25 protein-coding genes are annotated in these 25,987 nt (G+C 28.9%); 12 read left to right on the top strand and 13 right to left on the bottom strand.

What is annotated here, in order from left to right; all coding sequences use genetic code 11:
• Position 1: 1 nt before the first annotated feature.
• Positions 2-1,006: a DNA polymerase III subunit delta gene (gene holA / locus HKP59_RS05370; RefSeq protein WP_291804276.1), complete on the bottom strand. Its 1,005-nt coding sequence runs from the start codon at positions 1,004-1,006 to the stop codon at positions 2-4.
• Between the two features lie 29 nt (positions 1,007-1,035).
• Between holA and HKP59_RS05375 the strand changes: the two genes are divergently transcribed.
• Together HKP59_RS05375 and HKP59_RS05380 are read left to right on the top strand one after the other, a co-directional pair.
• Positions 1,036-1,482: a type I restriction enzyme HsdR N-terminal domain-containing protein gene (locus tag HKP59_RS05375; RefSeq protein ID WP_291804279.1), complete on the top strand. Its 447-nt coding sequence runs from the start codon at positions 1,036-1,038 to the stop codon at positions 1,480-1,482.
• Between the two features lie 51 nt (positions 1,483-1,533).
• The gene (locus tag HKP59_RS05380; protein ID WP_291804281.1) at positions 1,534-2,532 is read left to right on the top strand and encodes a glycosyltransferase family 2 protein; all 999 of its coding nucleotides are present in this window, start codon (positions 1,534-1,536) and stop codon (positions 2,530-2,532) included.
• Here the strand turns inward: HKP59_RS05380 and HKP59_RS05385 are convergent.
• The 8 genes from HKP59_RS05385 to nusB all read right to left on the bottom strand — a co-directional run bounded on the left by HKP59_RS05385 (position 2,527) and on the right by nusB (position 9,020).
• Positions 2,527-3,147 carry an L-threonylcarbamoyladenylate synthase gene (locus HKP59_RS05385; RefSeq protein WP_291804284.1) on the bottom strand — a complete coding sequence of 207 codons (621 nt, stop codon included), beginning with the start codon at positions 3,145-3,147 and terminating at the stop codon, positions 2,527-2,529. The two genes, HKP59_RS05380 and HKP59_RS05385, sit on opposite strands and share 6 nt — an antisense overlap.
• 76 nt (positions 3,148-3,223) lie before the next feature.
• Positions 3,224-3,919: a response regulator transcription factor gene (locus HKP59_RS05390; RefSeq protein WP_291804286.1), complete on the bottom strand. Its 696-nt coding sequence runs from the start codon at positions 3,917-3,919 to the stop codon at positions 3,224-3,226.
• 11 nt (positions 3,920-3,930) lie between these two features.
• A complete protein-coding gene (locus HKP59_RS05395) occupies positions 3,931-5,499 on the bottom strand; it encodes a HAMP domain-containing sensor histidine kinase (RefSeq protein WP_291804288.1) in 1,569 nt (522 codons plus the stop codon).
• A 98-nt stretch (positions 5,500-5,597) separates the two neighbouring features.
• Positions 5,598-6,182, bottom strand: a complete 585-nt coding sequence (gene coaE / locus HKP59_RS05400) for a dephospho-CoA kinase (RefSeq protein WP_291804289.1) — start codon at positions 6,180-6,182, stop codon at positions 5,598-5,600.
• Positions 6,179-7,147: a YbbR-like domain-containing protein gene (locus HKP59_RS05405; RefSeq protein ID WP_291804291.1), complete on the bottom strand. Its 969-nt coding sequence runs from the start codon at positions 7,145-7,147 to the stop codon at positions 6,179-6,181. The genes coaE and HKP59_RS05405 overlap by 4 nt, the downstream gene beginning before the upstream one ends.
• Before the next feature lie 76 nt (positions 7,148-7,223).
• Positions 7,224-7,544 (bottom strand): preprotein translocase subunit YajC, encoded by a 321-nt coding sequence (gene yajC / locus HKP59_RS05410; protein ID WP_291804293.1) that lies wholly within the window; start codon positions 7,542-7,544, stop codon positions 7,224-7,226.
• Positions 7,545-7,591: 47 nt separating this feature from the next.
• Entirely contained in the window at positions 7,592-8,047 is a 456-nt protein-coding gene (locus HKP59_RS05415; protein WP_291804296.1) for a DUF1573 domain-containing protein, read from the bottom strand.
• A 34-nt stretch (positions 8,048-8,081) separates the two neighbouring features.
• Positions 8,082-9,020, bottom strand: coding sequence for a transcription antitermination factor NusB (nusB, locus tag HKP59_RS05420; protein ID WP_291804298.1), 939 nt, complete (start codon positions 9,018-9,020; stop codon positions 8,082-8,084).
• 174 nt (positions 9,021-9,194) lie between these two features.
• Here nusB and HKP59_RS05425 point away from each other — a divergent pair, with 174 nt between their 5' ends.
• Positions 9,195-10,949 carry an ABC transporter ATP-binding protein gene (locus HKP59_RS05425; RefSeq protein WP_291804300.1) on the top strand — a complete coding sequence of 585 codons (1,755 nt, stop codon included), beginning with the start codon at positions 9,195-9,197 and terminating at the stop codon, positions 10,947-10,949.
• Positions 10,950-11,030: 81 nt separating this feature from the next.
• Entirely contained in the window at positions 11,031-11,405 is a 375-nt protein-coding gene (locus HKP59_RS05430) for a PUR family DNA/RNA-binding protein (RefSeq protein ID WP_291804302.1), read from the top strand.
• A 69-nt stretch (positions 11,406-11,474) separates the two neighbouring features.
• Here HKP59_RS05430 and sucC read toward each other — a convergent pair whose 3' ends face one another.
• A complete protein-coding gene (sucC, locus tag HKP59_RS05435; protein ID WP_291804304.1) occupies positions 11,475-12,668 on the bottom strand; it encodes an ADP-forming succinate--CoA ligase subunit beta in 1,194 nt (397 codons plus the stop codon).
• A gap of 190 nt (positions 12,669-12,858) precedes the next feature.
• Between sucC and HKP59_RS05440 the strand changes: the two genes are divergently transcribed.
• From HKP59_RS05440 to ppgK, 8 genes are all read left to right on the top strand, one after another.
• Positions 12,859-15,267 carry a DUF5916 domain-containing protein gene (locus HKP59_RS05440; protein ID WP_291804305.1) on the top strand — a complete coding sequence of 803 codons (2,409 nt, stop codon included), beginning with the start codon at positions 12,859-12,861 and terminating at the stop codon, positions 15,265-15,267.
• A 41-nt stretch (positions 15,268-15,308) separates the two neighbouring features.
• Positions 15,309-15,971, top strand: a complete 663-nt coding sequence (locus tag HKP59_RS05445; protein WP_291804307.1) for an ABC transporter ATP-binding protein — start codon at positions 15,309-15,311, stop codon at positions 15,969-15,971.
• Between the two features lie 5 nt (positions 15,972-15,976).
• A complete protein-coding gene (locus HKP59_RS05450; RefSeq protein ID WP_291804309.1) occupies positions 15,977-16,711 on the top strand; it encodes a 5'-methylthioadenosine/adenosylhomocysteine nucleosidase in 735 nt (244 codons plus the stop codon).
• A 55-nt stretch (positions 16,712-16,766) separates the two neighbouring features.
• Positions 16,767-18,722 carry a BatA domain-containing protein gene (locus HKP59_RS05455; RefSeq protein ID WP_291804311.1) on the top strand — a complete coding sequence of 652 codons (1,956 nt, stop codon included), beginning with the start codon at positions 16,767-16,769 and terminating at the stop codon, positions 18,720-18,722.
• On the top strand, positions 18,719-19,972 hold the full coding sequence (locus HKP59_RS05460) for a dihydroorotase (RefSeq protein ID WP_291804312.1): 1,254 nt from the start codon (positions 18,719-18,721) through the stop codon (positions 19,970-19,972). The genes HKP59_RS05455 and HKP59_RS05460 overlap by 4 nt, the downstream gene beginning before the upstream one ends.
• A gap of 27 nt (positions 19,973-19,999) precedes the next feature.
• On the top strand, positions 20,000-20,329 hold the full coding sequence (locus tag HKP59_RS05465) for a hypothetical protein (RefSeq protein WP_291804313.1): 330 nt from the start codon (positions 20,000-20,002) through the stop codon (positions 20,327-20,329).
• Between the two features lie 59 nt (positions 20,330-20,388).
• Entirely contained in the window at positions 20,389-21,042 is a 654-nt protein-coding gene (locus HKP59_RS05470) for an alpha/beta fold hydrolase (protein WP_291804314.1), read from the top strand.
• 614 nt (positions 21,043-21,656) lie between these two features.
• On the top strand, positions 21,657-22,400 hold the full coding sequence (ppgK, locus tag HKP59_RS05475; protein ID WP_291804315.1) for a polyphosphate--glucose phosphotransferase: 744 nt from the start codon (positions 21,657-21,659) through the stop codon (positions 22,398-22,400).
• On the opposite strand, the gene HKP59_RS05480 is transcribed toward ppgK, so the two are convergent.
• The 3 genes from HKP59_RS05480 to HKP59_RS05490 form a co-directional block, all read right to left on the bottom strand.
• Entirely contained in the window at positions 22,393-23,724 is a 1,332-nt protein-coding gene (locus tag HKP59_RS05480) for a DUF58 domain-containing protein (RefSeq protein ID WP_291804316.1), read from the bottom strand. The genes ppgK and HKP59_RS05480 overlap by 8 nt on opposite strands.
• 84 nt (positions 23,725-23,808) lie before the next feature.
• Positions 23,809-24,792: a MoxR family ATPase gene (locus HKP59_RS05485; protein ID WP_291804318.1), complete on the bottom strand. Its 984-nt coding sequence runs from the start codon at positions 24,790-24,792 to the stop codon at positions 23,809-23,811.
• Positions 24,782-25,987, bottom strand: coding sequence for a DUF4350 domain-containing protein (locus HKP59_RS05490; RefSeq protein ID WP_291804319.1), 1,206 nt, complete (start codon positions 25,985-25,987; stop codon positions 24,782-24,784). The genes HKP59_RS05485 and HKP59_RS05490 overlap by 11 nt, the downstream gene beginning before the upstream one ends.

Raw genomic sequence — 25,987 nt, forward strand, 5'->3', positions numbered from 1 at the left:
ACTAATGAATAATTTTAAACATTAATTCTTTTAATAAATCTCTACTAGACAAAGCATTTGCACCAACACCCTTGCTTTTAACATCTGCTTCACGCAATAAAGCAATTACTTGAGAAACTTTTCTCATCGGGTAATTTTTAGCTGCTGTACTATAATCTGAAACAAAATAAGGATTTACTTTTAAAGCTCTGGCTACATTATTTTTAGAGGTATCTTTTAAACTATGAAAAATAAGTAATTGTGTAAAAAAACTATTTAACAACGAAATGGTCATTACCATTGGGTTTGCCTTTGGGTTTTGGGCAAAATAATTAATAATACTATTAACTTTAAATACATTACGCTCCCCAATTGCTTTCCGTAATTCAAAATTATTATAATCTTTACTTATCCCAATATTCTCTTCAATATCCTTTGGTGTAATTGTAGAATTCAAAGGTAAAATTAGCATTAATTTATCAAGCTCGTTATTTATTTTGCTTAAATCGTTTCCTAAAAATTCAACTAACATTAAAGATGCCTTGGTATCTATTTTATAGTTTTTACCAGATAAAACACGGCGAATCCATTCTGCAACCTGATTTTCATATAGCTTTTTACTTTCATAGATTAAACCATTTTTTTGAATGGCTTTATACAACTTTTTACGCCTATCAATAGTCTTATACTTATAACAAATAACTAAAACTGTTGAAGGCTGAGGGTTATCTACATACGAAACTAACTTTTCAATACTCCTTGATAAATCTTGTGCTTCTTTAACAATAACCACCTGCCGTTCTGCCATCATTGGAAAACGCTTTGCATGGTCAGAAATTTCTTCAATAGCAACATCTCTGCCATACAAAACCATTTGATTAAAACCTTTTTCTTCTTCAGAGAGTATATTGTCCTGAATAAATTCAGAGATTTTATCAATATAGTAAGGCTCTTCACCCATTAAAAAATAAATAGGTTTAATATTTCCGTTTTTAATATCAGAAACTATTTTAGTAACGTCACTCATTTATTAAAAAAAATTAGCATTTTTGCTATATGTATGCATTGAATTTACCAACATATAAATTCAGAATCAAAAGTACCAAAAATAAGTATGAAATTTTTGATATTGTTCGAAAAAAATATGTAGTTCTAACTCCTGAAGAATGGGTTCGTCAACATCTAATCCATTATTTGATAGAAGAGAAAAAATATCCAATTTCATTAATTGCTGTGGAAAAACAACTCACTATTAACAAATTAACAAAACGCACTGATATTTTGGTTTTTAATACAGACGGTTTACCACACATTATTGTTGAGTGCAAATCGCCCACCATAAAAATATCTCAAAATACATTTGACCAAATTGCACGTTACAATTTAAAATTGAATGCAAACTATTTAATAGTTAGTAATGGTCTAGAACATTTTAATTGTAAAATGGATGTTGAAAATGAAGCCTATCTATTTTTAGAAACTATACCAAACTACAAACCATAATAATGAAGACTTTAATTTTAATTCTATCATTTTTAAAGTAAGTTTGCACAAGTGAAAATAGCCATTGTCATATTAAATTGGAATGGGGAAAAATTATTAGAAAAATTTATTCCTTCAATAGTAAAATATAGTAAGTTAAGTACCGTTGAAATTGTACTCGCAGATAATAATTCAACCGATGATTCAGTAGCTTTTATTGAAAAAAATTTTCCTCAAATAACTATAGTAAAGAATGCCAAAAATGGAGGCTATGCCAAAGGTTATAATGATGCCTTGAAGCACGTATCTGCTGATATTTATGCCTTAGTAAATTCCGATATTGAAGTAACTGATGGTTGGTTAAATACAATAATTTCAATATTTGAAAACGAGCCTGAAACAGCCATTATTCAGCCTAAAATTTTAGATTACAAAGACAAATCCAAATTTGAATACGCTGGTGCTGCTGGAGGGTTTATAGATAAATTTGGATACCCATATTGTAGAGGTCGTATTTTTAACAATTTAGAAACTGATAAACTTCAATATAATGATATTACTGAAATTTTTTGGGCATCTGGAGCTTGCTTTTTTATTCGAGCATCTATTTTTAATCAATTAAATGGTTTTGATGAAAACTATTTTGCACATCAAGAGGAAATAGATTTATGTTGGAGAACAAAAAACCTTCAAAAAAATATTAAATACGTCGGTACTTCGACAGTATTTCATATTGGTGGAGCAACATTAAAGGAGGCTAGTCCGAGAAAAACATTCTTAAATTTCAGAAATAGCTTATTTACTCTAGTTAAAAATTTACCAACAAATAAATTAATTCCCATTATTTTTTCTCGTCTGGTTTTAGATGGAATAGCTGCTGTAAAATTTATAGTTGAATTACGCCCAAAACATACTTTAGCCATAGTTAAGGCTCATATTAGTTTTTATTACTACTTACCTACTATGCTAAAAAAAAGAAAAAGTTATACCCAAAATAATAATTACTACACGAGAAAAAGTATTGTTTGGAGCTATTTTGTTTTAGGTAAAAAGACTTTTAGAGATTTATAAAAAATCTATACTTCCTTTTCCTTCCCTTAAGATTGTGATTTCATCATCAGACAAGTCAATTACTGTTGAAGGGATATTCCCTCCAAAACCACCATCAATAATAAGATCAACTTTATGTTGCCACTTTTCAAAAATCAATTCTGGATCGGTGGTATATTCTAACAAGTCATCTTCATCATAAATTGATGTTGATACAATTGGGTTTCCCAATCGTTTAACTAATTCTCTGATAATATTATTATTTGGTATTCGAATACCAACCGTATTTTTCTTTTTAAATACCTTAGGTAAATTGTTATTTCCAGGCAATATAAAAGTATAAGGCCCAGGCAAGGCCTTTTTAAGAATTTTATAGGTAGCGGTATCAATTTGTTTTACATAATCCGATAGGTTACTCAAATCATAACAAATAAAAGAAAAATTAGACTTTTCAAGTTTAATTCCTTTAATTTTTGCAACTTTTTCCATTGCTTTGGTATTGGTAATATCGCAACCAATACCATAGACAGTATCTGTTGGGTAAATAATTAATCCTCCCTTTTTTAAAACTGCGATTACCTTTTCAATTTCTCGCTCATTTGGGTTTTCTTCATATATTTTAATTCCTATTGCCATATCAAAAGTTTAAACAAATATACTCTTTTAAAACATAAAAAAAACCTGCTAAAAGCAGGTTTTATATAGTCTTTAGTTATTTTTCTAACAATCTAAATCCTTCACCATGAATATTTAAAATTTCTACATTTTCATCTTTCTTTAAATACTTCCGAAGTTTTGCAATATAAACATCCATACTACGTGATGTAAAATAATTATCATCTCTCCAAATTTTTGTTAGTGCTAATTCACGAGGCATTAAATCATTTTTATAAGTTGCTAACATTTTTAACAATTTACTTTCTTTTGGAGATAATTTTTGAGCTTCTTCACCTTTAAAAGCTAAGTGGCGTAATTTAGAATTGAAACTAAATTGACCAATATTAAACTCAAAAGTTTCCTCCTCAGTAGTCTGTTCACTTTCTTTACGCTGTAGAATAGCTTTTATTTTGTAAAGTAAGACCTCCGAATCAAATGGTTTGTTTAAATAATCATCTGCACCCGCTTGATAACCTTTTAAAACATCTTCTTTCATTGTCTTTGCAGTCAAAAATATAATGGGTACTTCTGCGTCTGAAGCCCGTATATCTTTTGCTAATGAAAAGCCGTCTTTTCTAGGCATCATTACATCTAAAATACATAAATCAAAATCATCATTTTTAAACATAATTAATCCTTCCAAACCATCTTTGGCTAAGGTTACGTCATATTCATTTATTAATAAATAATCTTTTAAAACGGTTCCAAAATTTGGATCATCTTCTACTAGTAAAATTTTGTTGTTTTGCATATTTCTTGTATTTAAATCAAGGGTAATTTTATTGTAAAAGTACTTCCTATTCCTTTTGAACTCTCAACAAAAACCTCTCCTTGGTGAATTTCTATTATTTTTTTAACGTATGAAAGACCTAAACCGTGCCCTTTCACATTGTGAATATTTCCTGTTTCTTCTCTATAAAACTTTTTAAAGATATTTTTCTGAACACTTTTGCTCATTCCAATCCCTTTATCTTTTACTTTTATCAAAATAAATTTATCACTATTTTCAGTCATAATGTCAATTTTAGGCGCTTCATCTGAATATTTAATAGCATTGTCTAACATGTTTACGATAACATTTGTAAAATGGAAATGATTCGCCAATATTTCTGATAAACTGGCTTTCAAATGAACATTAATATAACCTCCTTTATCTTTTACTAATAACTCAACATGTGTAATTGCCTCTTCAATACTTTCGTGAACATCCAATGCCTCTCTATTTACATCCAGCTGATTTTTCTCTAATTTCGAAATTCGTAATACATTTTCAACTTGCGCGTGCATTCGTTTATTTTCATCACGAATCATTTTAACATATCTTAAAACCTTATCACTATCATTAATTATCTTAGGATTTTTAATAGCATCTAATGCTAAATTAATAGTTGCAATAGGTGTTTTAAATTCATGCGTCATATTATTTATAAAATCTGTCTTTATTTCTGAAATTTGTTTTTGTCTAACTAACTGATATAGCGCACTAACAAATGCCAAAATTATAATTAACACGAAAAATGCAGACAGCATTAGAATTTTAGAAATCGAACTTAAAATAAAATTTTTCTTTTCAGGAAAAGTAACAAATAATTGAAAATTACTATTTCCATTAGCATCTGCAAACATTGGTACTTTATAACTTTTACCAGCCTCTTTTCTAAAATACCCAGATTTTACCTGTGTTGCTAATCCGTTGCTATAGATTCCATATTTAAAATCGGTAGTAACACCCCTTACTGCTAATTCATTACTTAACCTAAACGTAATTTCTTGATTACTAACTCTTTTATGAATAGGCAGCCCAGATCTTGTAGCGTCAAATGCAGGTTCTAATTTAGCTTTTTCAGCTTTATCAATTCTACTAATTTTAACATATTGTTCTTTTGGTGGTGAAACCAAACCTCCATCATTATCTAAAACTTTCTCTTTTTCTATTACAATCTCTTCTTTACTATAAATTTCTTTAAAATTTATCGAATCGTTTTCAAAGAACTCTGTTGGCACTTTATAATTTGCCTCAATAATACTCTGCGAATAAGAAAATTTTTCGTTATTAGTAGTGTCTATTTTCTCATAAATAAACTTACTAATATCAGAATAACTTAATTTATTTCCTGCTCCAACTCTTTCAGAAATGTCATCATAAAATTCTTCAAATTCTCTTTCCTTTATATCTTCAGAAACTTTAGCCAACGCAAACTTCACATTAGAGGTAAATTGCTCTTCTGTAATTTCTATCGTATTTTTAATCCAAAATACTTGAACGGAAATAATACCAATCAAGGCAATACTCATTAAAATAATGATGAGTACAAAGATTCTTTTTCTCATTAGTCCAAAATTAAACCTTTCATAGTATTTATGTTAAAATTTAACGTAAGTTAACAACAAATATAATAATTTAACATTATTTTAAGAGATATTATAATTTAAGAAGCTGTTTTAATTAAATCATAAATAGTGTCAACTTGTAATTTAGTATCTTCTACTGTTTGATTGTTTACTACAAAATGAGCCTTTTTTATTTTATAATCATCTGCTAGTTGATTTTTTATTCTATTTTTGATTTGTTTCTCAGTAGTTTTATCACGTAACATAATACGCTGTATTCTATCATCTAAATTTGCAATTACAGTAATTAAAAAGTTACACAAAGAGTCACTTCCACTTTCAAATAATATTGCTGATTCATAAAGTACAATTTTAGCTTTTGAGTTATGAATAAATTCTTTAAAATGCTCACGAACTTTTGGATGAACTATCCTATTCAAACGAAGTAATTTTTCTTTATCATTAAAAACAACTTCAGCAATATATTGCCTATTTAAAGTTTGATTAACATAAGCGTTCTCTCCGAAAATTTGCTGAATTTGTTGAATTAATTCCAAATCCGAATTCATTAATTTTTTAGCCTCAATATCAGCAATATACACCTCAGCTCCAAGCTTTTGAAACATCTTCAAAACAGTAGTTTTACCACTACCTATTCCTCCTGTTAAGCCAATTATTTTCATTTTTGAATCAAGAATTCGATTTGTGATGGATAAATCTTAAGTGAAGATATAAATTCACTTTTATGCTGTATGATAGGTGTTAAGTATTGAATTAATGTGTCTCTTCTATATTGATCATAATCAAATACAATTAAAAAGCTATTTGCATTAATCTTGTTAAAATTTGTAAGACCAACTTGATAAACAACTTCAATTTCTCTTGGAAATGTATTCATTCTAATATCCTCTGGCTTATTAATTATGTTTACCGGAACTTTAAATTTACCCTCTGTAAACTTATCCACAGTTGCCGTTACTTTTACGTGAGTTGTTGAAACATTTAAAAACTTGTTTTTGGGTGGTAATTTTAAACTTAACTCTGTATTTATATTTTCAAAAACATCTTCAATCTCCAATCTTGACGTGCTTATTTCTTGAATAGAATCAATTAGTTTCTCCGATCCAGTAACTAACACAGAATCTGGAGTTACTTTTATAATATCAATTAAATTGTACCCCAATTTATATTTTATATTTAGTGATGGATTAACAGGTACTTTTTTTGATTTATTAATTCCTAAATCAAAAAAAATAGTATCCTCAATAATATTTAAAATTTCTGTTTCTTTATTCAATTGCTCGTTTAAAGATGCAATTTGATTATTAGGTATTATATAATATTTGGAATCATTTTTAATAGTGTTTTTTAAGTTTATAGCTAATTTTTGAGCTTTTATTTTATGTCTTAATAGCATGAACCCAGGCGCTTTTAAGCTCACATTGACTTTTGAAGTTGGTGTACTTTGTAACAATTTATTTGCTGGTAGATTGGTATAAACTACATTAAATTTTACCGTACTTATTGATATTTTAGAAAGTTCAATTAATAACCAAATTATTGAAGTAAGTACTAAAATAAATGCAAAAACTTTTACTTTTCTTTTAGTGCTAATTGAAATGTTTGTTTGATTTTTCTCGAATTTCATTGTTAAAAATTGAACTTTAAATATACAAAAAAAGTGAGCTAATTAGCTCACTTTTTTAATTCTATAGGCAACCTTTTTATTTCACAACTTTAGGAGCCTGAAGTTTTTTACTCATTTCCATAGAAATAGCTGAACGCTCAAATTTAATTTTACCTGCACCTGTTTCAAGAATAACGGTATTATCACTATCAACTATGTCTAATATTTTACCGTGAATACCACTAGTTGTAATTACTTTATTTCCTTTAGCTATGGATGCTTGAAATAATTTCTCATTTTTTTGACGTTTCATTTGAGGCCTTATCATAAATAGATAAATAACCAAAAACATTAATAAAAATGGTAGCATTCCAGATAAAGCGCCTCCATCAAATTGTAAAAATATTGTTGAATACATATATGTAATTTTAATTTAATTATGTTTTTATAATGTCTTAGTAAAACTTACTTGGATTCTGCAAGAACAATCCCCTTTACTCTTAAAACTTCTGTACCTTTTTCAGTATTTGTTTTAAGTGTAATAGATTTATTATTGTTACCCACTTTACCTCTAGAATTAAATTTAAATTTAAGTTCAGCCGTAGCACCTGGTTGAATAGGTTCTTTTGGCCAAGAAGGAACAGTACATCCGCAAGATGGTTTCGCATCAAGAATTAATAAATCAACTTTTCCAACATTAGTAATACTAAAAACTCCATCAATAACTTCTCCTTCTTTAATCGTTCCAAATTCAAACTCAGTTTTATCAAATTTAGCAATTGGAGAACCTAAATTAATTTTAGCGTCTCTTTCTTTAGCAATTTCTAAATTGGTCGACTTAATTTTTGATGCTGCATTATCTTTGCAAGAAACAATACCTAAACTCAAAACAGTAATAATTATAACAGTGATTTTTTTCATTTTTAAACGTTTTTTATTTTGTAAAAATATAAAATTATAATAATCCTCTACCTATTTTACTCAATCTTTTTGAAGCTGTAAAATCTTTTAATATTTTATCTAAGACTCCATTTATAAAGAAACTACTTTTTTCTGTAGAGTAATCTTTTGATATTTCAATATATTCATTGATAGTTACACGTGCTGGAACCGATGGGAATTTTAAAAATTCACAAATTGCCATTTTTATTAAAATCATGTCAATGTCTGCAATTCGGTCCGAATCCCAATTAGGAGTTTTATCCTTAATATCATCTTCATACTCGGTATGATTTAAAACTACTTTTCGAAACAAGTCTACCACAAAATTTTTGTCATCTATATCCTTGTATAAATTCCCTAAATGAAATGCTCTGTTAGGTTTTATTTGGTTCAAAGTTTTTACAATCCAAGTATTTACAAAAGGAATATCATCTACCCAACTTATGCTTTTGTCTTCAAAATAATCAGCTAACTTTTCATTCGGAGCTATAATTTCCTTGAATAAGGCAACAACAAATTCTTTTTCTTCTTGAAATGATGAAGATTCAGCTTTCATAAAAGAAATATACAACTCACTTTTTTTAGTTAATTTTAATATTTCATGAACATATTCACTATCTAAATCCCAATAATTTAAACTATTTTTCTCTAAATACGTAGATAATGAAACACTCTCACTTAACAGTTTAAATATCTCAATATCAATAAATTTACTATTAGGTTTTAGCTCTTCAGCAGTTGCTAAATGTTTTTTTTGAGAAATTTCAATTTGCTTCTTTTCTAAATTTCTAACTTCAACAAGTAAACGAAGAACTAATGCATATAAATCATACAATTTATCAATACTTGCATATAGAAATTTCTCTTCTTTATCTAGGTTATCACTTTTAGATTGTAGCAATGCATACACAGACTGCATTACTTTAACTCTAATATGTCTTCTATTAATCATTTAAAGAACTTTGAACTAATTTTGTAATTTTAACTGTGCAAAAATACTACTATTTTTGAAACTAAATACTCTTTTTTAATTTTTAAACAAAGTTAATTCTATCTTAAAATATTACGATTAAATTTTTAAAGATGTATATTCGTGTTTTTAAAATATGAGTGCCTAAACTTCTTTATGAAAGCATTACAATACTTAAATAAATATTTCTTAAAATACAAATATCGACTTATTATAGGGTTGATAATAACAGTTTTATCAAAGGTTTTAATATTACAAATTCCTCAACTAGTGAAGGAATCAGTAAATATAGCAGAAGATTATAAAAATGGATTAGTTTCAGATATCGCCGATGTAAAGTCTGAACTTCTAATGAACATTCTTCTTATCATTGGAGTTGCCTTACTTTCAGGTTTTTTTACTTTTTTAATGAGACAAACAATTATTGTAATGTCGAGGTTAATTGAATTTGATTTAAAAAATGAAATTTATCAACAGTACCAAAGATTATCTTTAAATTTTTACAAGAAAAATAAAACAGGAGATTTAATGAACCGTATTAGTGAGGATGTTAGCAAAGTACGTATGTATTTTGGTCCTGCTATTATGTATACAATGAATATGTTAGTACTTTTTGTTGTTGCCATTATAAAAATGTATAATATTGATACGGTGTTAACAATGTACACCTTGCTTCCACTGCCATTTTTATCTGCTTCCATTTATTTTTTAAGTAAAATAATAAATAAGCGAAGTACCATTGTTCAACAATATTTGTCAAAATTAACTGCACAAGCACAAGAAACTTTTTCTGGAATAAGTATTTTAAAATCATACGGAATTGAAGAAAAAGTGATGACTGAATTTAATAACTTAACAAACACAACAAAAGAGAAAAATATTGACTTATTTAAAGCTAATGCATTGTTTTTTCCTTTAATGATTTTATTAATTGGTTTAAGTAATATTTTGGTAATATATGTTGGTGGTTTACGTTACATTGGAGGTTTTATAACTTTAGGTGTTGTTGCTCAATTTATTATGTATGTAAATATGCTAACTTGGCCGGTGGCAGTAGTTGGATGGGTTACTTCTATGGTGCAACAAGCCGAAGCATCTCAAAAACGTATCAATGAGTTTTTAAAACACCAACCCGAAATTAAAAATAATAATTTAAGTTCTTCTAAAATTGAAGGTAGCATTGAGTTTAAAAATGTATCATTTACTTATGATGATACAAATATTACAGCCTTAAAAAACCTAAGCTTTAAACTAGAAAAAGGAAAAACTCTTGCTATTTTAGGGAATACTGGTTCAGGAAAATCAACAATTATTAATTTAATTGCCCGTCTATATGATATTGATTCTGGAAAACTAATGATAGATAATACCCCAATTGAGCAACTTAATTTAGATACACTTCGTCAAAGTATAGGATTTGTTCCTCAAGAAGCCTTCTTATTTTCAGATACAATAAAAAATAATATAAAATTTGGAGATGAAAACGCATCAAATAGCACTATAGAAAAAGCGGCGAAAGATGCATACATTCATCACAATATTATTGATTTCAATGAGGGGTACGAAACTTTTGTTGGCGAAAGAGGAGTTACTCTTTCAGGTGGACAAAAACAGCGTGTTTCTATTGCTAGAGCTATTATTAAAGAACCTAAAATTTTAATTTTTGATGATTGCCTATCGGCTGTAGATACAGAAACGGAAGAAATAATTCTTAATAACTTGTATGAAATAAGTAAAAACAAAACAACTATTATTGTAAGTCATAGAATCTCTTCAATTAAAAATGCTGATACTGTTATAGTTTTAGAAAATGGTGAAATAATTCAACAAGGCACACACAGTGAACTTGTGAATATTGAAGGTTATTATAAAGAATTATTTGAACAACAACTTTTAGAAAAAGAAATTTAAAAATAGTGAAATAAGTCAAATATTTTTATAGATTTGTGTAGAAATCTAATTAAAGGATTAATTAAAAATAGAGAGTTAATTATGGATAAAGAACATTTAGAGCAAGAGGAAATATTCTCACAGGTTCTGAGAGCAGGAAGAAGAACTTACTTTTTTGATGTAAGAGCTACAAAAGCAGATGATTATTATTTAACAGTAACTGAAAGTAAAAAATTCACACATGATGATGGATCTTTCCACTACAAAAAACACAAAATTTATTTATACAAAGAAGATTTTGCTGAGTTTAATGAGATGCTAAAAGCAGCAACTGATTATATTTTGGAAGAAAAAGGTGAAGAGGTTATATCTGAGCGTCACCAAAAAGATTTTAAAAAACCTTCTGAGATGAATGAAACGACCGAGGAAACTAAAAGTACAGATAGCTTTACTGATGTAAATTTTGAAGATATTTAATAATATCAAGTTTTAAAAATAAAAAACCGGCTAATGCCGGTTTTTTATTTTTATTAAGTTACCTATTAATTATGCTAAAACTTCTTTTACTTTATCAGCTGCTTCTTGAAATTCAATTGCAGAGATAACATCTAATCCACTAGCATCAATCAATTCTTTAGCTTCAACAGCATTTGTACCTTGTAAACGAACAATAATTGGTACTTTTATAGCATCACCCATATTCACAAAGGCATCAATAATTCCCTGCGCTACTCTATCACAACGAACAATCCCTCCAAAAATATTTACCAAAATTGCCTTCACATTAGGATCTTTTAAAATAATTCTAAAAGCAGTTTCAACACGCTTAGCATCAGCAGTACCACCAACATCTAAAAAGTTAGCAGGCTCACCTCCAGATTGCTTAATTAAATCCATGGTACTCATTGCTAAACCAGCTCCGTTTACCATACACCCAACATTCCCATCTAAATCAACATAATTTAAACCAGCTGCATTAGCTTCAACTTCAATGTCATTTTCTTCACGTAAATCACGTAATTCTGCTAAATCTTTATGACGGTATAATGCATTATCATCAATAGTCACTTTAGAATCAACAGCTAATATTTTATCATCAGATGTTTTCAAAACTGGATTAATTTCAAACAAAGAAGCATCAGATTTTACAAAAGCAGTATATAAAGACGATACAAATTTTATCATTTCTTTAAGTGCTAAACCAGACAAACCTAGGTTGAAAGCCACTTTACGTGCTTGAAAAGGTTGTAAACCAATTAATGGATCAATTTCTTCTGTAAAAATTAAATGCGGTGTTTTATCAGCTACTGTTTCAATATCCATACCTCCTTCGGTAGAATACATAATCATATTTTTGCCTGTAGCTCTGTTTAATAAAACAGACATATAATATTCTTCTGGCTCATTATCACCTGGATAATAAACATCTTCAGCAACTAAAACTTGATGTACTTTCTTACCTTCTGCAGAAGTTTGAGGTGTTTTAAGCATCATTCCAATAATGCTTTCGGAGATTGACTCTACTTCAGCCAAGCTTTTTGCTAGTTTAACTCCTCCTCCTTTTCCACGTCCACCTGCGTGAATTTGTGCTTTAACAACCCACCAACCTGTACCGGTTTCAGTAGCTAATTGCTTTGCAGCTTCCACTGCTTTTTTATGATTGTCTGCAACAATTCCACGTTGTATTCTAACGCCAAAACTGTTTAACAATTCTTTTCCTTGATATTCGTGTAAATTCATTAGAAATAACGGTTTTATTAAATATCCACAAATGTAATAATCATTAATTAAATATGTATTTGATTTTATAAAAAGTTTTACACTAAGTCACATTGTTTTTTTTTAGCAGTATTTATTAACATTTATTTAAGAATATTTTTTTAAGCTATACCTAGTTAAACTTGTACTTTTATGCGCTAGAATATCCCATATGAAAAAAAAGTTTTTTATAATTTTTCTACTTATATTCTTACAAACACATGCTCAAATAGTTAAAAAATCTGTAAAAGCATCTCGCATTGACAAAAGACCAACTATCGACGGTATTTTAGATGAAAACTTTTGGCAAAATGCAGCTATTGCAAATGATTTTGTAATGCTAGAGCCTGGTGATGGAGACCATGAAAGAGAAAATTATAAAACTATAGTTAAAGTAGCATATGACGATGATGCAATTTACATTGGGGCCATTCTCTATGATCCAAACCCTAAAGAAATTCCAATGCAATTTAGTAATAGAGATCAAATAGGAAATGTTGACTTTTTTTTAGTGGCAATAAATCCGAATAATGATGGTCAAAATGATACCATGTTTATTGTTTCTAGTACAGGAGCTCAAGCTGATGCAAAAACAACCAATGGAGATCAAGATTTTAGTTGGAATTCGGTATGGAAAAGTGCAGCAAAAGTTAATGAAGACAGCTGGAGTGTTGAGATAAAACTACCATATAATGTATTAAGATTCTCGAATGCTAACAATGAGCCTTGGGGAATTAATTTTAGCCGAAAAATTCTTAATTTGAATGAAGAGTATTCTTGGAATTATATTGATAGAAAAATAGGATTATTTTCTCAATATGCCGGGCTACTTACAAATATTATTAATATTTCACCCCCAGTTCGTTTAAACTTTTTCCCATATGCTTCCTCTACCTATACAACATTTGAAGAAGATTCAGAATTTAATAAAAGTTTAGGAATGGATTTAAAATATGGAATTAGTGAAAGCTTTACACTCGACGCTACTTTAATTCCAGATTTTGGACAAGCTGCATTTGATAATCAGGTACTAAATCTAGGACCCTTTGAACAACGATACTCAGAGCAACGCGCATTTTTTACTGAAGGAACAGAACTTTTTGAAAAAGGAAATTTATTTTATTCAAGACGTGTGGGTAATACAGCTGTCGGTTATGATGACGTTGAAGAAAACCTGCTTGACAATGAAGAAATTGTAAATAATCCTTCAAAAGTGAATATGTTAAATGCGTTGAAGCTTTCTGGTAGAACTAACAAAGGTTTAGGTATTGGAGTTTTTAATGCAATTACTGAAAAAACGAGTGCAACTATTAAAAATATTGAAACTAATGAACTAAGAACAGAAGTTACAGAACCACTAGCGAATTATAGTGTTTTAGTGGTTGATCAACAATTTAATAAAAGTTCATCGGTTACTTTTGTAAATACCAACGTAACTAGAAATGGAAGCCCAAGAGATGCCAACGTTTCTGCATTCATTTTTGATGTCTTTGATAAAAAGAATGAATATAATTTATCTGGAAATTATAAATTAAGTAACGTTTATGAAAATGGTGAAAATACTTCAGGATATTCAACTTTCTTAAAATTTGCAAAAACCTTTGGTAATTTTCAATATGATTTTGGCTACTCTGCTATTAATAATAGCTATGACATTCGAGATTTAGGTTTCTTAGGTCGTACAAATTTTTCGAATTATTTTGGAGAATTTTCTTATAGAATTTTTGAACCTTACAAAAATTTTAATTCTATTAGGTTCACCTTTGAATGGTTTTTAGCTTATCAAAATAAGCCTTATGCATATTCAAGAAATAACTTTGAATTCAATGCTCGTTTTACGACAGTTAATAGATTTGCATTTGGAGCAAGAATCGAATCAAATATTGGAGCGCAAAAAGATTTTGATGAACCTCGTTTAGAAAATCGATACTTTAAAGAAAATGCCAGAATGAATTCAAACATATGGCTTTCCACAGATTATAGAAATAAATTTGCTTTAGATTTGCGATTCTATTATTTAACTAGATATAATGACAATAATAAGTTTTATGGATTTCTCTTTTCTCCAAGATACCGATTTTCTGATAAATTTCAAATGGTTTACAGATTTGAATCTAGAAATTATGAGAATGACAAAGGATATATAACCGATTTAGAGGACGGGAGAATTATTTTTGGAAATAGGAATTATAAAGCAATTACAAATAGCTTATCAAGTCAATTAAGCTTTAGTACAAAATCTTCTTTGGCGCTTTCATTCAGGCACTATTGGTCACCAGTGACCTACGATCCTACTTTTTTTGAATTAAATACTGATGGAACTTTGTCAAATAGTACTTATAATGAAATTCATGATGTAAATTATAATGTTTGGAATTTAGATTTAAATTACACCTGGGAATTTGCACCTGGAAGTCAACTCATTGCTTTGTATAGAAACTCTATTTTTAATGAAGATACACAATCAAGTCTCAGTTTTACAGATAATTTAAACAACCTATTCCAAGAGCCTGTTTCAACTACTTTTTCAATAAAAATGATTTACTTTTTAGATTATAACAAACTTAAAACTTGGTTGTAATTCTAATTTAATTGTTTAATTTCACACTATTATTTTATACAATGATAGAAGCAAAAAATATTCATAAATTTTACGGAGAGTTAGAAGTACTAAAAGGTGTTAACTTAACTATTAAAAAAGGAGAAATAGTTGCCGTTGTAGGTCCGTCTGGAGCAGGTAAAACAACACTCCTTCAAATTTTAGGAACGCTAGATAAACCCGCAACTGAAAAAAACACAAGTCTTTTCATTAATAATACAGATTTACTCAAATTAAAGGATAAAGCATTATCTAATTTTAGAAATCAACATATAGGCTTCATTTTTCAATTTCATCAATTATTACCTGAATTTACAGCATTGGAAAATGTTTGTATTCCTGCATTTATTGGAAATACTTCAAAAAAAGAAGCCGAAAAAAAAGCAAAAGAACTACTTGACTTTTTAGGCCTTTCTGAAAGAATACATCACAAACCAAACGAACTTTCTGGTGGAGAACAACAAAGAGTAGCCGTTGCTAGATCACTAATTAACAATCCTGATGTTATTTTCGCTGATGAACCAAGCGGAAATCTCGACACAACTTCAGCTAAAAATTTACATGAATTGTTTTTTACACTAAGAGAAACATTTAATCAAACATTTGTTATTGTAACCCACAATGAAGAATTGGCTGCCATGGCAGATCGAAAATTAGAAATGAAAGATGGTAAAATAATTAATTAAATACTATGATTGGAATTATTAGTGCCATGCAAGAGGAAATTCAAGCATTACTGCTTGAACTTCAACATGTTTCAACAACTGAGAAAGGAATGCGAACCTATTATAAGGGTACGTTATATAACAAAGAAGTTATTTTAGTATTTTCCCGATGGGGAAAGGTGGCGTCTTCAGTAACGACCGCACAGTTAATTAACGATTTTAATATAAGCGAAATACTATTTACAGGTGTTGCTGGTGGTATTCAACCTGAATTAAATATAGGTGATATTGTTATAGGAAAAAATTTATATCAACACGACTTAAATGCAAGTCCGTTTTATGAAAAATTAGAAATCCCAATTCTTAAAAAAAAATATTTAGGAACCAATAATGCTCCAAAACTTATCCAAGCTACAGAACAATTTTTAAAAGATTATAACGAATTTATTTTAAAATCAGATGCTGACCTTTTTGAAATTACCAAACCAAAAGTATGGTTTGGAGATATTGCAAGCGGTGATCAGTTTATTTCAAGTCTTAAAAAAATCAAAAAACTAAATAAATTAATTCCAACGGCTGCTTGTGTAGAAATGGAAGGTGCTGCAGTTGCGCAAGTTTGTTATGAATATAACATTCCTTTTTCAATAATTCGAGTGATTTCAGACAAAGCAAATGATAATGCTCATATTGATTTTCCAAAATTTGCAAATGCAATTGCTAGTAATTATGCACTAGGTATTCTTAAAAATTATTTTGGATAAAACAATGTAATTTGTTTTGCTAATTTAATTATCTTTGAAAAACCCATTTTGAACAATGCAATTTAAGCATCCTGAAATTTTATACGCACTCTTTTTACTTATCATCCCGATAATTGTGCATCTATTTCAATTACAGCGATTTGTAAAAGTTCCCTTTACCAACGTAAAACTTTTAAAAACAATTGAGCAACAAACACGTAAAAGTAAATATGTAAAAAAATGGTTAATTTTAATAACACGCTTGTTAATTTTTACAACTTTAATTTTTGCTTTTGCCCAACCCTACTTTTCAGAATATAATGCTCAAAAAGTATTCAATACCGCTATTTATTTAGATAATTCCTATAGTATGCAAGCCAAGGGAGAAAAAGGTGAATTGTTAAAAAGCGCCGTACAGAATATTATTGAAAATAGCTCAAATTCAACAGGTACATTTTCGTTAATTACCAATAATAAAAATATAAAAGAGTTAGATGCTAAAAGTTTAAAAGATGAGTTACTTGCTTTAACATACTATCCAATAAAAATAGATTTACCTACTGTTTTATTAAAAGCCAAAAACAACGAAAAAACCTCTAACAAAGCGTTCAATAGATTAATTTTAATATCTGACTTTCAAGATAACAACTCTTTCGACTTAAATTTGAGTGATGAAAATACACCAATTAATTTTGTTAAATTAACACCAAAAAGTAAGTTAAATAGTTTTGTTGACAGTGTTTACATTTCTAAAAGTACAGCTACAGAAACTATAATAAGTGTACGTATCAAAAATACTAACTTAAGTAATTCAACCATTCCTGTTTCGTTAGTTAGTAATGCCAAATTACTTGGTAAAACAACAGCAAATTTTGAAAATTCTAATAGCGCCATTGTTCAGTTTACCATTCCAGAGACCTCAACTTTTAATGGCAAAATTTCTATTACAGATGACGGTTTAACATTTGATAATGATTTCTGTTTTTCAATTTCAACACCCGAAAAAGTAAATGTATTGTGTATTGGTACAAATGCTAAGTTTTTATCTAAAATTTACACGAATAACGAATTTAACTATACAACAACTCCACTTCAAAATCTCAATTATAATAATCTCCAAAGCCAACAATTAATTATTTTAAATGAACTTGAAACCATACCAATTGAATTAACAAATAGTTTATTGGACTATTCAACTATGGGTGGAAACATAGTTATAATACCTTCAAACAATACCGATTTAATTTCCTATAATTCATTTTTAGAAACATTAGCTATTGGTAAGATTATTGTCAAAGAAGAAAAAATACATAAATTAACATCTATCAATTATGAGCATCCACTATTAAAAGATGTTTTTGAAAAAAGAGTGGATAATTTTCAATATCCAACTATTCAGCAATATTTTATAACACGATTTAAAAATAGTTCAAACATTATTCAATTGGATAATAGCGAACCTTATATTTCTTCTTCCTATTCAAAAAATGGAACCGTTTTTTGGATTGCTTCATCACTAGACTTAGAAATTTCTGATTTTACACAATCTCCTATAGTGGTTCCTGTATTTTACAATTTTGCAAAAAGCAATTTAAAAACTTCAAATCTGTATTACACAATTGCTTCTGAAAATACAATTGATATTTTAACTTCCATTAAAAAAGATAACGTCGTGAAAATCGCAACTAAAGATATGGAGTTTATCCCTTTACAGAAAGTGTCTCAACATAAAGTTACTATAGAATTGCAAGAGCAAATTTTACAAAGTGGTTTTTACTCTATTTTAAATGCAGATATCCCTCTAAAAAAACTAGCATTCAATTACAATACTGAAGAAAGCAATCTAAATTCTATTGATTTAGAAACACAATTAAGCAATTCCAAAAATGCAACAATCTCCAAATCCATAGCAACCGTATTTAATGAAATTAACAATGACCAGAAAATCAATTGGCTTTTTAAATGGTTTTTAGCATTTTCTGTCCTATTTTTGTTAATTGAAATGCTGATACTTAAATATTTCAATAAATGAGACTACTTCTAAAATCTGCAAAAATTATTGACAAATCAAGCCCTTTTCATCTTCAAACAAAAGATATTTTAATCGAAAATGGCATCATTAAGAAAATTGCAAACAGCTTAAAACCAGAACCTAAAACCAAAGAAATAGCACTAAAAAATTTACATATTTCTCAAGGTTGGTTTGATACGAGTGTATGCTTTGGGGAACCAGGTTTTGAAGAAAGAGAAACTATTGAAAATGGTCTAAATACAGCGGCAAATAGTGGATTTACTGCTGTTGCGGTAAACCCAAACACCAATCCTGTTACCGACCATAAATCTGCTATTGAATACCTAATAAACAAAGCAACAAATTTCGCAACAAATTTGCACCCTATAGGATGCTTAACCAAAGGTGCTGAAGGAAAAGACATTGCAGAGTTATATGATATGCAAAACTCTGGAGCAATTGCATTTGGTGATTATAATAAGCCTATTGTAAATACTAATTTACTTAAAATCGGGTTGCAGTATGCTCAAAATTTTGATGCTTTACTTATGAGTTTTCCTCAAGATAATTCTATTGCTGGAATGGGATTGGTAAACGAAGAAGTGAACAGCACAAAACTTGGTTTAAAAGGAATTCCTGCATTAGCTGAAGAACTTCAAATTACTCGTGATTTATTTATTTTGGAATATACTGGAGGTAAATTACATATTCCAACAATTTCAACTGTAAAATCAGTAAAATTAATAAGAGAAGCCAAAAAAAAAGGGTTAAATGTTACTTGTAGTGTTGCTGCGCACCATTTAATATTAACCGATGACGAATTAACTAAATTTGATGCAAACACTAAAGTACTTCCCCCTTTACGAACAGTAAAAGATGTAAAAGCGCTAATTAAAGGAGTTTTAGATGGTACTATAGATATGCTTACAAGTGACCATAATCCAATAGATATTGAACACAAAAAAGTGGAATATAACAATGCGAAATTTGGAACAATTGGTTTAGAAAGTTTGTTTGGAGCACTAAATAATGTGATAGAAATTGAAACTTTAATTGAATGCTTAACAACAAAACCTAGAACTAGATTTAACCTTAAAAATAATTCAATACAAGAAGGTGAAAACGCAGATTTAACACTCTTTAACCCTGATTTTGAATATCAATTCTCTGAAAAAAATATACTTTCCACTTCTAAAAACTCTATTTTTTTAACCAAAAAATTAAATGGAAAAACATATGGAATTATTGCAAATAATCAACTAATTTTATAATTCGTACAAATTAAATCTCATAAAACTATGAATGATCAAACAATACACGAAGGAAAAACAATTGCAATTATTAGTTATATTACTTGGATAGGGACTTTAATTGCCTTCATCATGAATAATGACAAAAGAAATGCGTTTGCTGCTTTTCATATCAGACAAATGATTGGACTATCTGTATTTTCATTGGCAAACACCTTTATTGTTGCTAGATATGGTGGTGCTTGGGCTAGTGGAATTATAGGAGTTGGACTTTTTGTACTTTGGATGATTGGGTTTGTAGGTGCCATACAAGGTGAAGAAAAAAGAATACCTTTAGTAGGTGATTTATTTCAAGATTGGTTTAGAAACATTGCTTAACAACTTTTAAAATAATACTTTTGAAGTCGCGCCTATAGCGCGACTTTATTTTTATACCTATGAAAGAATTATCATTAAAATATATTGTTCGTGAACCCAATAAACAAACTGAAAACACTTCATTATTAATTTTGCTTCATGGCTATGGAAGCAATGAAGAAGATTTATTTTCATTTGCAACTGAACTACCTGAAGATTTATTAATAGTTAGCGCAAGAGCACCTCAAAGTTTAGGATTTGGGAGTTATGCTTGGTATACCATTAATTCTACAGCCAATGAAGGAAAATTTTCAGATATCTCAGAGGCCAAAGTAGCTAGAGATTTAATTGCTACTTTTATAGATGAGATTCAAGAAAAATATCATATTTCACCAAATAAAACATTTTTATTAGGATTTAGTCAAGGCACTATTTTAAGTTATGCTGTAGCTTTAAATTACCCTGAAAAAGTGCAAAAGATAATTGCGCTAAGTGGATATGTAAATCATGAACTACTACCTTCTAATTTAGAAAGTAAAGACTATTCTCAACTTAATTTCTTTATTTCTCACGGAGGTGTAGATCAAGTAATCCCTGTTGAATGGGCTAAAAAAGCACCACTGTTTTTAAATGAATTAAACATCAAACATTCTTATCAAGAATATCCTGTGGGCCATGGTGTAGCGCCAAAAAACTTTTTTGATTTTAAAGCTTGGTTAGAGAAACAATTATAACTTAAACTTCTACCCAAACGACTGCTTAATACAAACAAAATATGCTTTATTATAATTAGTCTATTTTAAAAATTTATAAGAGCTACTAAAGAAATTTTAAAATTCAATTGTTCTGCTAAAGTAATTATGTAAACTGCTTATAAGATGTTAGACGAACGAGAAAGACGTGTTCATAATAGGTTACAGTGACCATACTACAAAACCATCAGAAAAGGATAAAATAATAAATACTTTGTACGATGCTTTGCAGTAATTAAGCTTATATCTTTCAAATAAAATAACAAAATTTTAAAAAAATATTGAATGTATGATATAAATCATTAATTTTCAATGAATCAAGCTTTAACTTTAACCTATAATTACTCAACCGCTTTAGTTCTGATTATCCTAAGGCATTAGAACTAAGTTAACAATGTAATTTAACCACCCCAAATTGGGGTGGTTTTTTAATAGCTAACATTGAAATGATATTTTTTCAATACTTCATTAACTATCAAAATTTTAATATTAGTAGATTATTATATAAAGAATAATAAAAACTAACAAGTATCATTTTCTATCTAATATATTTTATATAACATTGTTGTTTAAACTTTATCTTATAATTAAATAGTATGGAAATATTAGGAATTGATGTAGGTGGCACAGGAATTAAAGGAGCCTTAGTAAATATTAAAACTGGAAAATTAACTACTGAAAAGCATAGAATTCCAACTCCAATTCCTGCAACTCCTGAGGCTATCTCCAAAACTATTAAACAACTTGTAAACCATTTTAACTGGAAAGGCCTGGTAGGTTGTGGATTTCCTACTCCGTTACAACATGGGAAATGCTTAACTGGTGGTAATTTGCACAAAGATTGGAAAGGAACACAAGTTGATCAACTTTTTGAAGCAACAACTGGAAATAACTTTTCAATAGTAAACGATGCAGATGCAGCCGGATTGGCTGAAATTAATTTTGGTGCTGGAAAAGACGTAAAAGGAACCGTAATTATGATAACCTTAGGAACAGGAATTGGTTCAGGGTTATTTTTAGATGGCAAATTAGTACCCAACACTGAATTTGGTCATGTACTTTATAAAAACGGTGAAATATTTGAAAAATATGCTTCAGATTCTGCTCGAAAAAGAGATAAATTATCTCGCAAAGAATGGGGGAAACGTTTACGTAAATATTTTAAACACATTAATTTATTAGTTTCTCCAGATTTAATTATTGTTGGCGGAGGTGCAAGTAAAAAATTTGATAAAATAGAAGCAAAACTAGATTTAGACGTTAAAATAGTTCCTGCACAAGCTGAAAATGAAGCTGGCATTATTGGAGCTGCAATGGCTGCAAAACATAATATTAAATAAACCCTTTGGACTTAAACTCCAAATATTTGTTAATTACATTAACCGTTAAATTTTGTGGCTTTGTTAAAATACCATAAACACCTTTGCTTTCTAGTTCTTTAACTATTAGTTTTTTCTCATAAGCAAATTTTTCAGCAACTGTTTTATGATAAATTGCTTGCAAATCTTCTGCATTATCTAGTATAAGTTGATCGAGTTCTGTATTTGCAAAAAAGACAACCACTAATAAGTGACTTTTTGCAATTACAGTTAAAAAAGGCAACTGTCTTTTTAAAGAGGAGATATGCTCAAAATTGGTATAAAGAATCAGTAGACTTCTTTGTGTAATCTTACGTTTTATAAAAGCATATAAATATCCAAAATCAGTATCTGTAAATTGAGTGGTAATATTATATAAAGCTTCATTTATAGTATCTAAATGTGTCTTTTTATTACTAGCTGCAAGCACTGTATCTACCTTTTTTGCAAAAGTTAGTAAACCCGCTTTATCATTTTTACGCAACGCTATGTTTGAAAATGCTAAGGTTGAATTTATAGCATAATCTATTAGTTTTAATTCTTCAAAAGGCATTTTCATTACCCTTCCAACATCAATAATAGAATAAATAGGTTGTGACTTTTCATCTTGATATTGATTCACCATTAATTGTGAGCGCTTTGCTGTAGCCTTCCAATTTATGGTTCGCACATCATCACCTGCTATATAATTCTTAATTTGTTCAAACTCTAAGGTGTGTCCTATTCTTCTAATTTTTTTTAAGCCAAATTCAGTTAAACGGTTACTTAATGCCAAAAACTCGTATTTCTTCATTTGGATGTAGGAAGGATATACTGCAACTGATTTATTTTCTTCAAATTTATAACGCCTCGAAACAATTCTTAAAAAAGATGAAACATACACATTCAAATTCCCAAATACATATTCACCGCGTTCAAAAGGTTTCATTGCATATTCAAATTCCCATATATTTTGTGGGTTGATAAATGACACTTGTTCAAAATCTCTTTTCTGAAACTGAGTTGGCAACTCATCAATTAGTTTTACTTCAACCTTAAATTTGTAATTATTTTTGACGGTGATAGGAATTGGATTCAAATCTGAATTAGAAAATTTATCACTTAAAATTCTTCGAGCGTGAATGCCTTTACCTACCCTAAAAAGCAAATAAATATCTCCAATAAATAAAATTCCGAAAATTGTAACCATAAACCAGGCAACCATATACAAAATTGGAAACCAAAAGGAAACTAAAAAAATAGCTGCAATACTACTTAAGTACTTAAAAAAACGTTCGTGTATGTATAGGTTTTTAATAATATCCATTCAATTATAATCTTCAATTTATAAGATTCTTAAATCACTACTTATTTATAATTCCTAAATTAACTTTTTAATCAAGACATATATCTAACGAGGTACTTCAACAGACTGTACAATTATTTCAATTACTTTATCCGCGGTCATTCCTTCCATTTCGCGCTCTGGTGTCACTATTATTCTGTGACGCAATACAGGTAAAATTACTTTTTTAATATCTTCTGGAATTACAAAATCACGACCATTAATTGCTGCATATGCTTTAGAAGCGTTTAACACGGCGATGCTAGCTCTTGGCGAACCACCTAAGTAAAGATGTGGATGATTTCTAGTTTTAATAATTAGCTGCGCTATATAATTCATAATTTTTTCTTCTACAAGTACATCAAAAACATTGTTCTTATAGGCTAATAAATCAGTTTCAGAAATTATTGGAGCTATTAATGTTTGCGGCAGAACACCTTTTCTTTCTTGATGTGATTTTAGAATTAAAATTTCCTCCTCTAAATTGGGATATCCAACGTCAATTTTAAATAAAAACCTATCTAGTTGAGCTTCTGGTAGCGCATAAGTTCCCTCCTGTTCTATTGGGTTTTGGGTTGCTAGCACCATAAATGGAGGTTTCATTTTATAGGTGGTTCCATCCATAGAGATTTGACGTTCTTCCATTACTTCAAACAATGCTGCTTGCGTTTTAGCCGGTGCTCTATTAATTTCATCAATTAGTACTAAGTTAGAAAAAATAGGTCCTTTTCTAAATTCAAACTCAGATGACTTCATGTTTAAAACTGAAGTTCCTAAAACATCACTTGGCATTAAATCAGGTGTAAACTGTAATCTACTAAAACCTGTATCAATTGTTTTTGAAAGAAGTTTTGCCGTAATGGTTTTTGCAACACCGGGAACACCTTCAATTAATACATGACCATCAGCAAGCAGGGCAACTAATAACAATTCTATAAATTGTTCTTGACCAACAATAATTTTACCCAATTCAGCTTTTATTTGAGCAACAGCATTTTTTAATTTTTCAAGATCTACTCTACTCTCAAAATTTAAATCGTTATTTTCCATGGTGCATTGTATTTTTAAATTTTTCTATCATTTTATTTAGTTTAACAAGCTCTTCACTAATAATTTTATTTTTTAAATGAATATGCTCACAATATTGAAATAATTCTTCAACACTCTCAAGAGAATTTCCACTTCGCAAAGCAACATATTCGTAAAAAGTGGAGTCTATTTTGGTTGTTGGAATATGTAAATTTGTTCTTATAAAATCTAATAAATAGCTTATTTTATGTTCTGCTATATCTTTATGTGCTTGATTTTCAAAATACATATTTGCGATAGTACGCGTAAAAGCCAATGTTTGATTTTTTAAAGGTACCCGAATTGGAATACTACGCTGTTTACGTTTTCCTTCAAAAATCACAAAAAACAAAACACCAAGCAACGCCATATAATACGCCCATTTTAAGTTTTTAGAACTTAATAAATAATATATTGGTGATGTAATTTTACTTTTACCTGTTTTATAATATGAATCCCACAAAATTGGTATATCGTCTCGTAAATATGATAAAACATTTGCTGTATGTTGTTGATTTGTTGCTTTTAAAATATTATAATTTGTAAAAACCTCAGGAAAAGTATGAAAATAAAAATTTCCTTTTCCAAAATTAAATTTCACGAAATTAATTCCTTCTTCAGTTCTTTCATTTGTGGCATCTACATAACCTGTAATGCCTAAAACAGTTGTATTTAATGTATCAATTTTTGTAAATACTTGGTTTGTAAAAGGCCTATCATATGAATATTCATTTCTATAAAGCGACTTATTCTTAAATTTAAAAAAAACCTTCTCATCTAAGTTTTTACTAACCAATTGCTTGGTTTTAAAATTTAATGTGTCAATTTGTATTCCGTGTGTTGAAATAAAAACATCGTTTCCTCTTTCAACAAATTTTAGTAGACGCTTAAATTCTGAGTTTCCAAAATTTAAAGCTTCATCAACAAAAAAATAAGTTCCAACACGTGTGGTATCTTCTAAATAAACGTAAGGTGGAATTTTAATAGTTTCTAGAGCAGTTGAAGGAAATAAATTTTTAAGTTCACTGCGCAACACAAAAGTTCCGTAAGGAATTTTATGATTTGCCACATAACTTGGAAACCAATTTATTGGCTTTTTTTTAGTAACCTCAAGGTAAATAAGTCCCGAAACTAAAATGATAAAGGCTATAACATATATGTTGTTTTTTTTATTCAA

This window comes from Lutibacter sp. (assembly GCF_013041805.1).
Classification (GTDB): domain Bacteria; phylum Bacteroidota; class Bacteroidia; order Flavobacteriales; family Flavobacteriaceae; genus Lutibacter.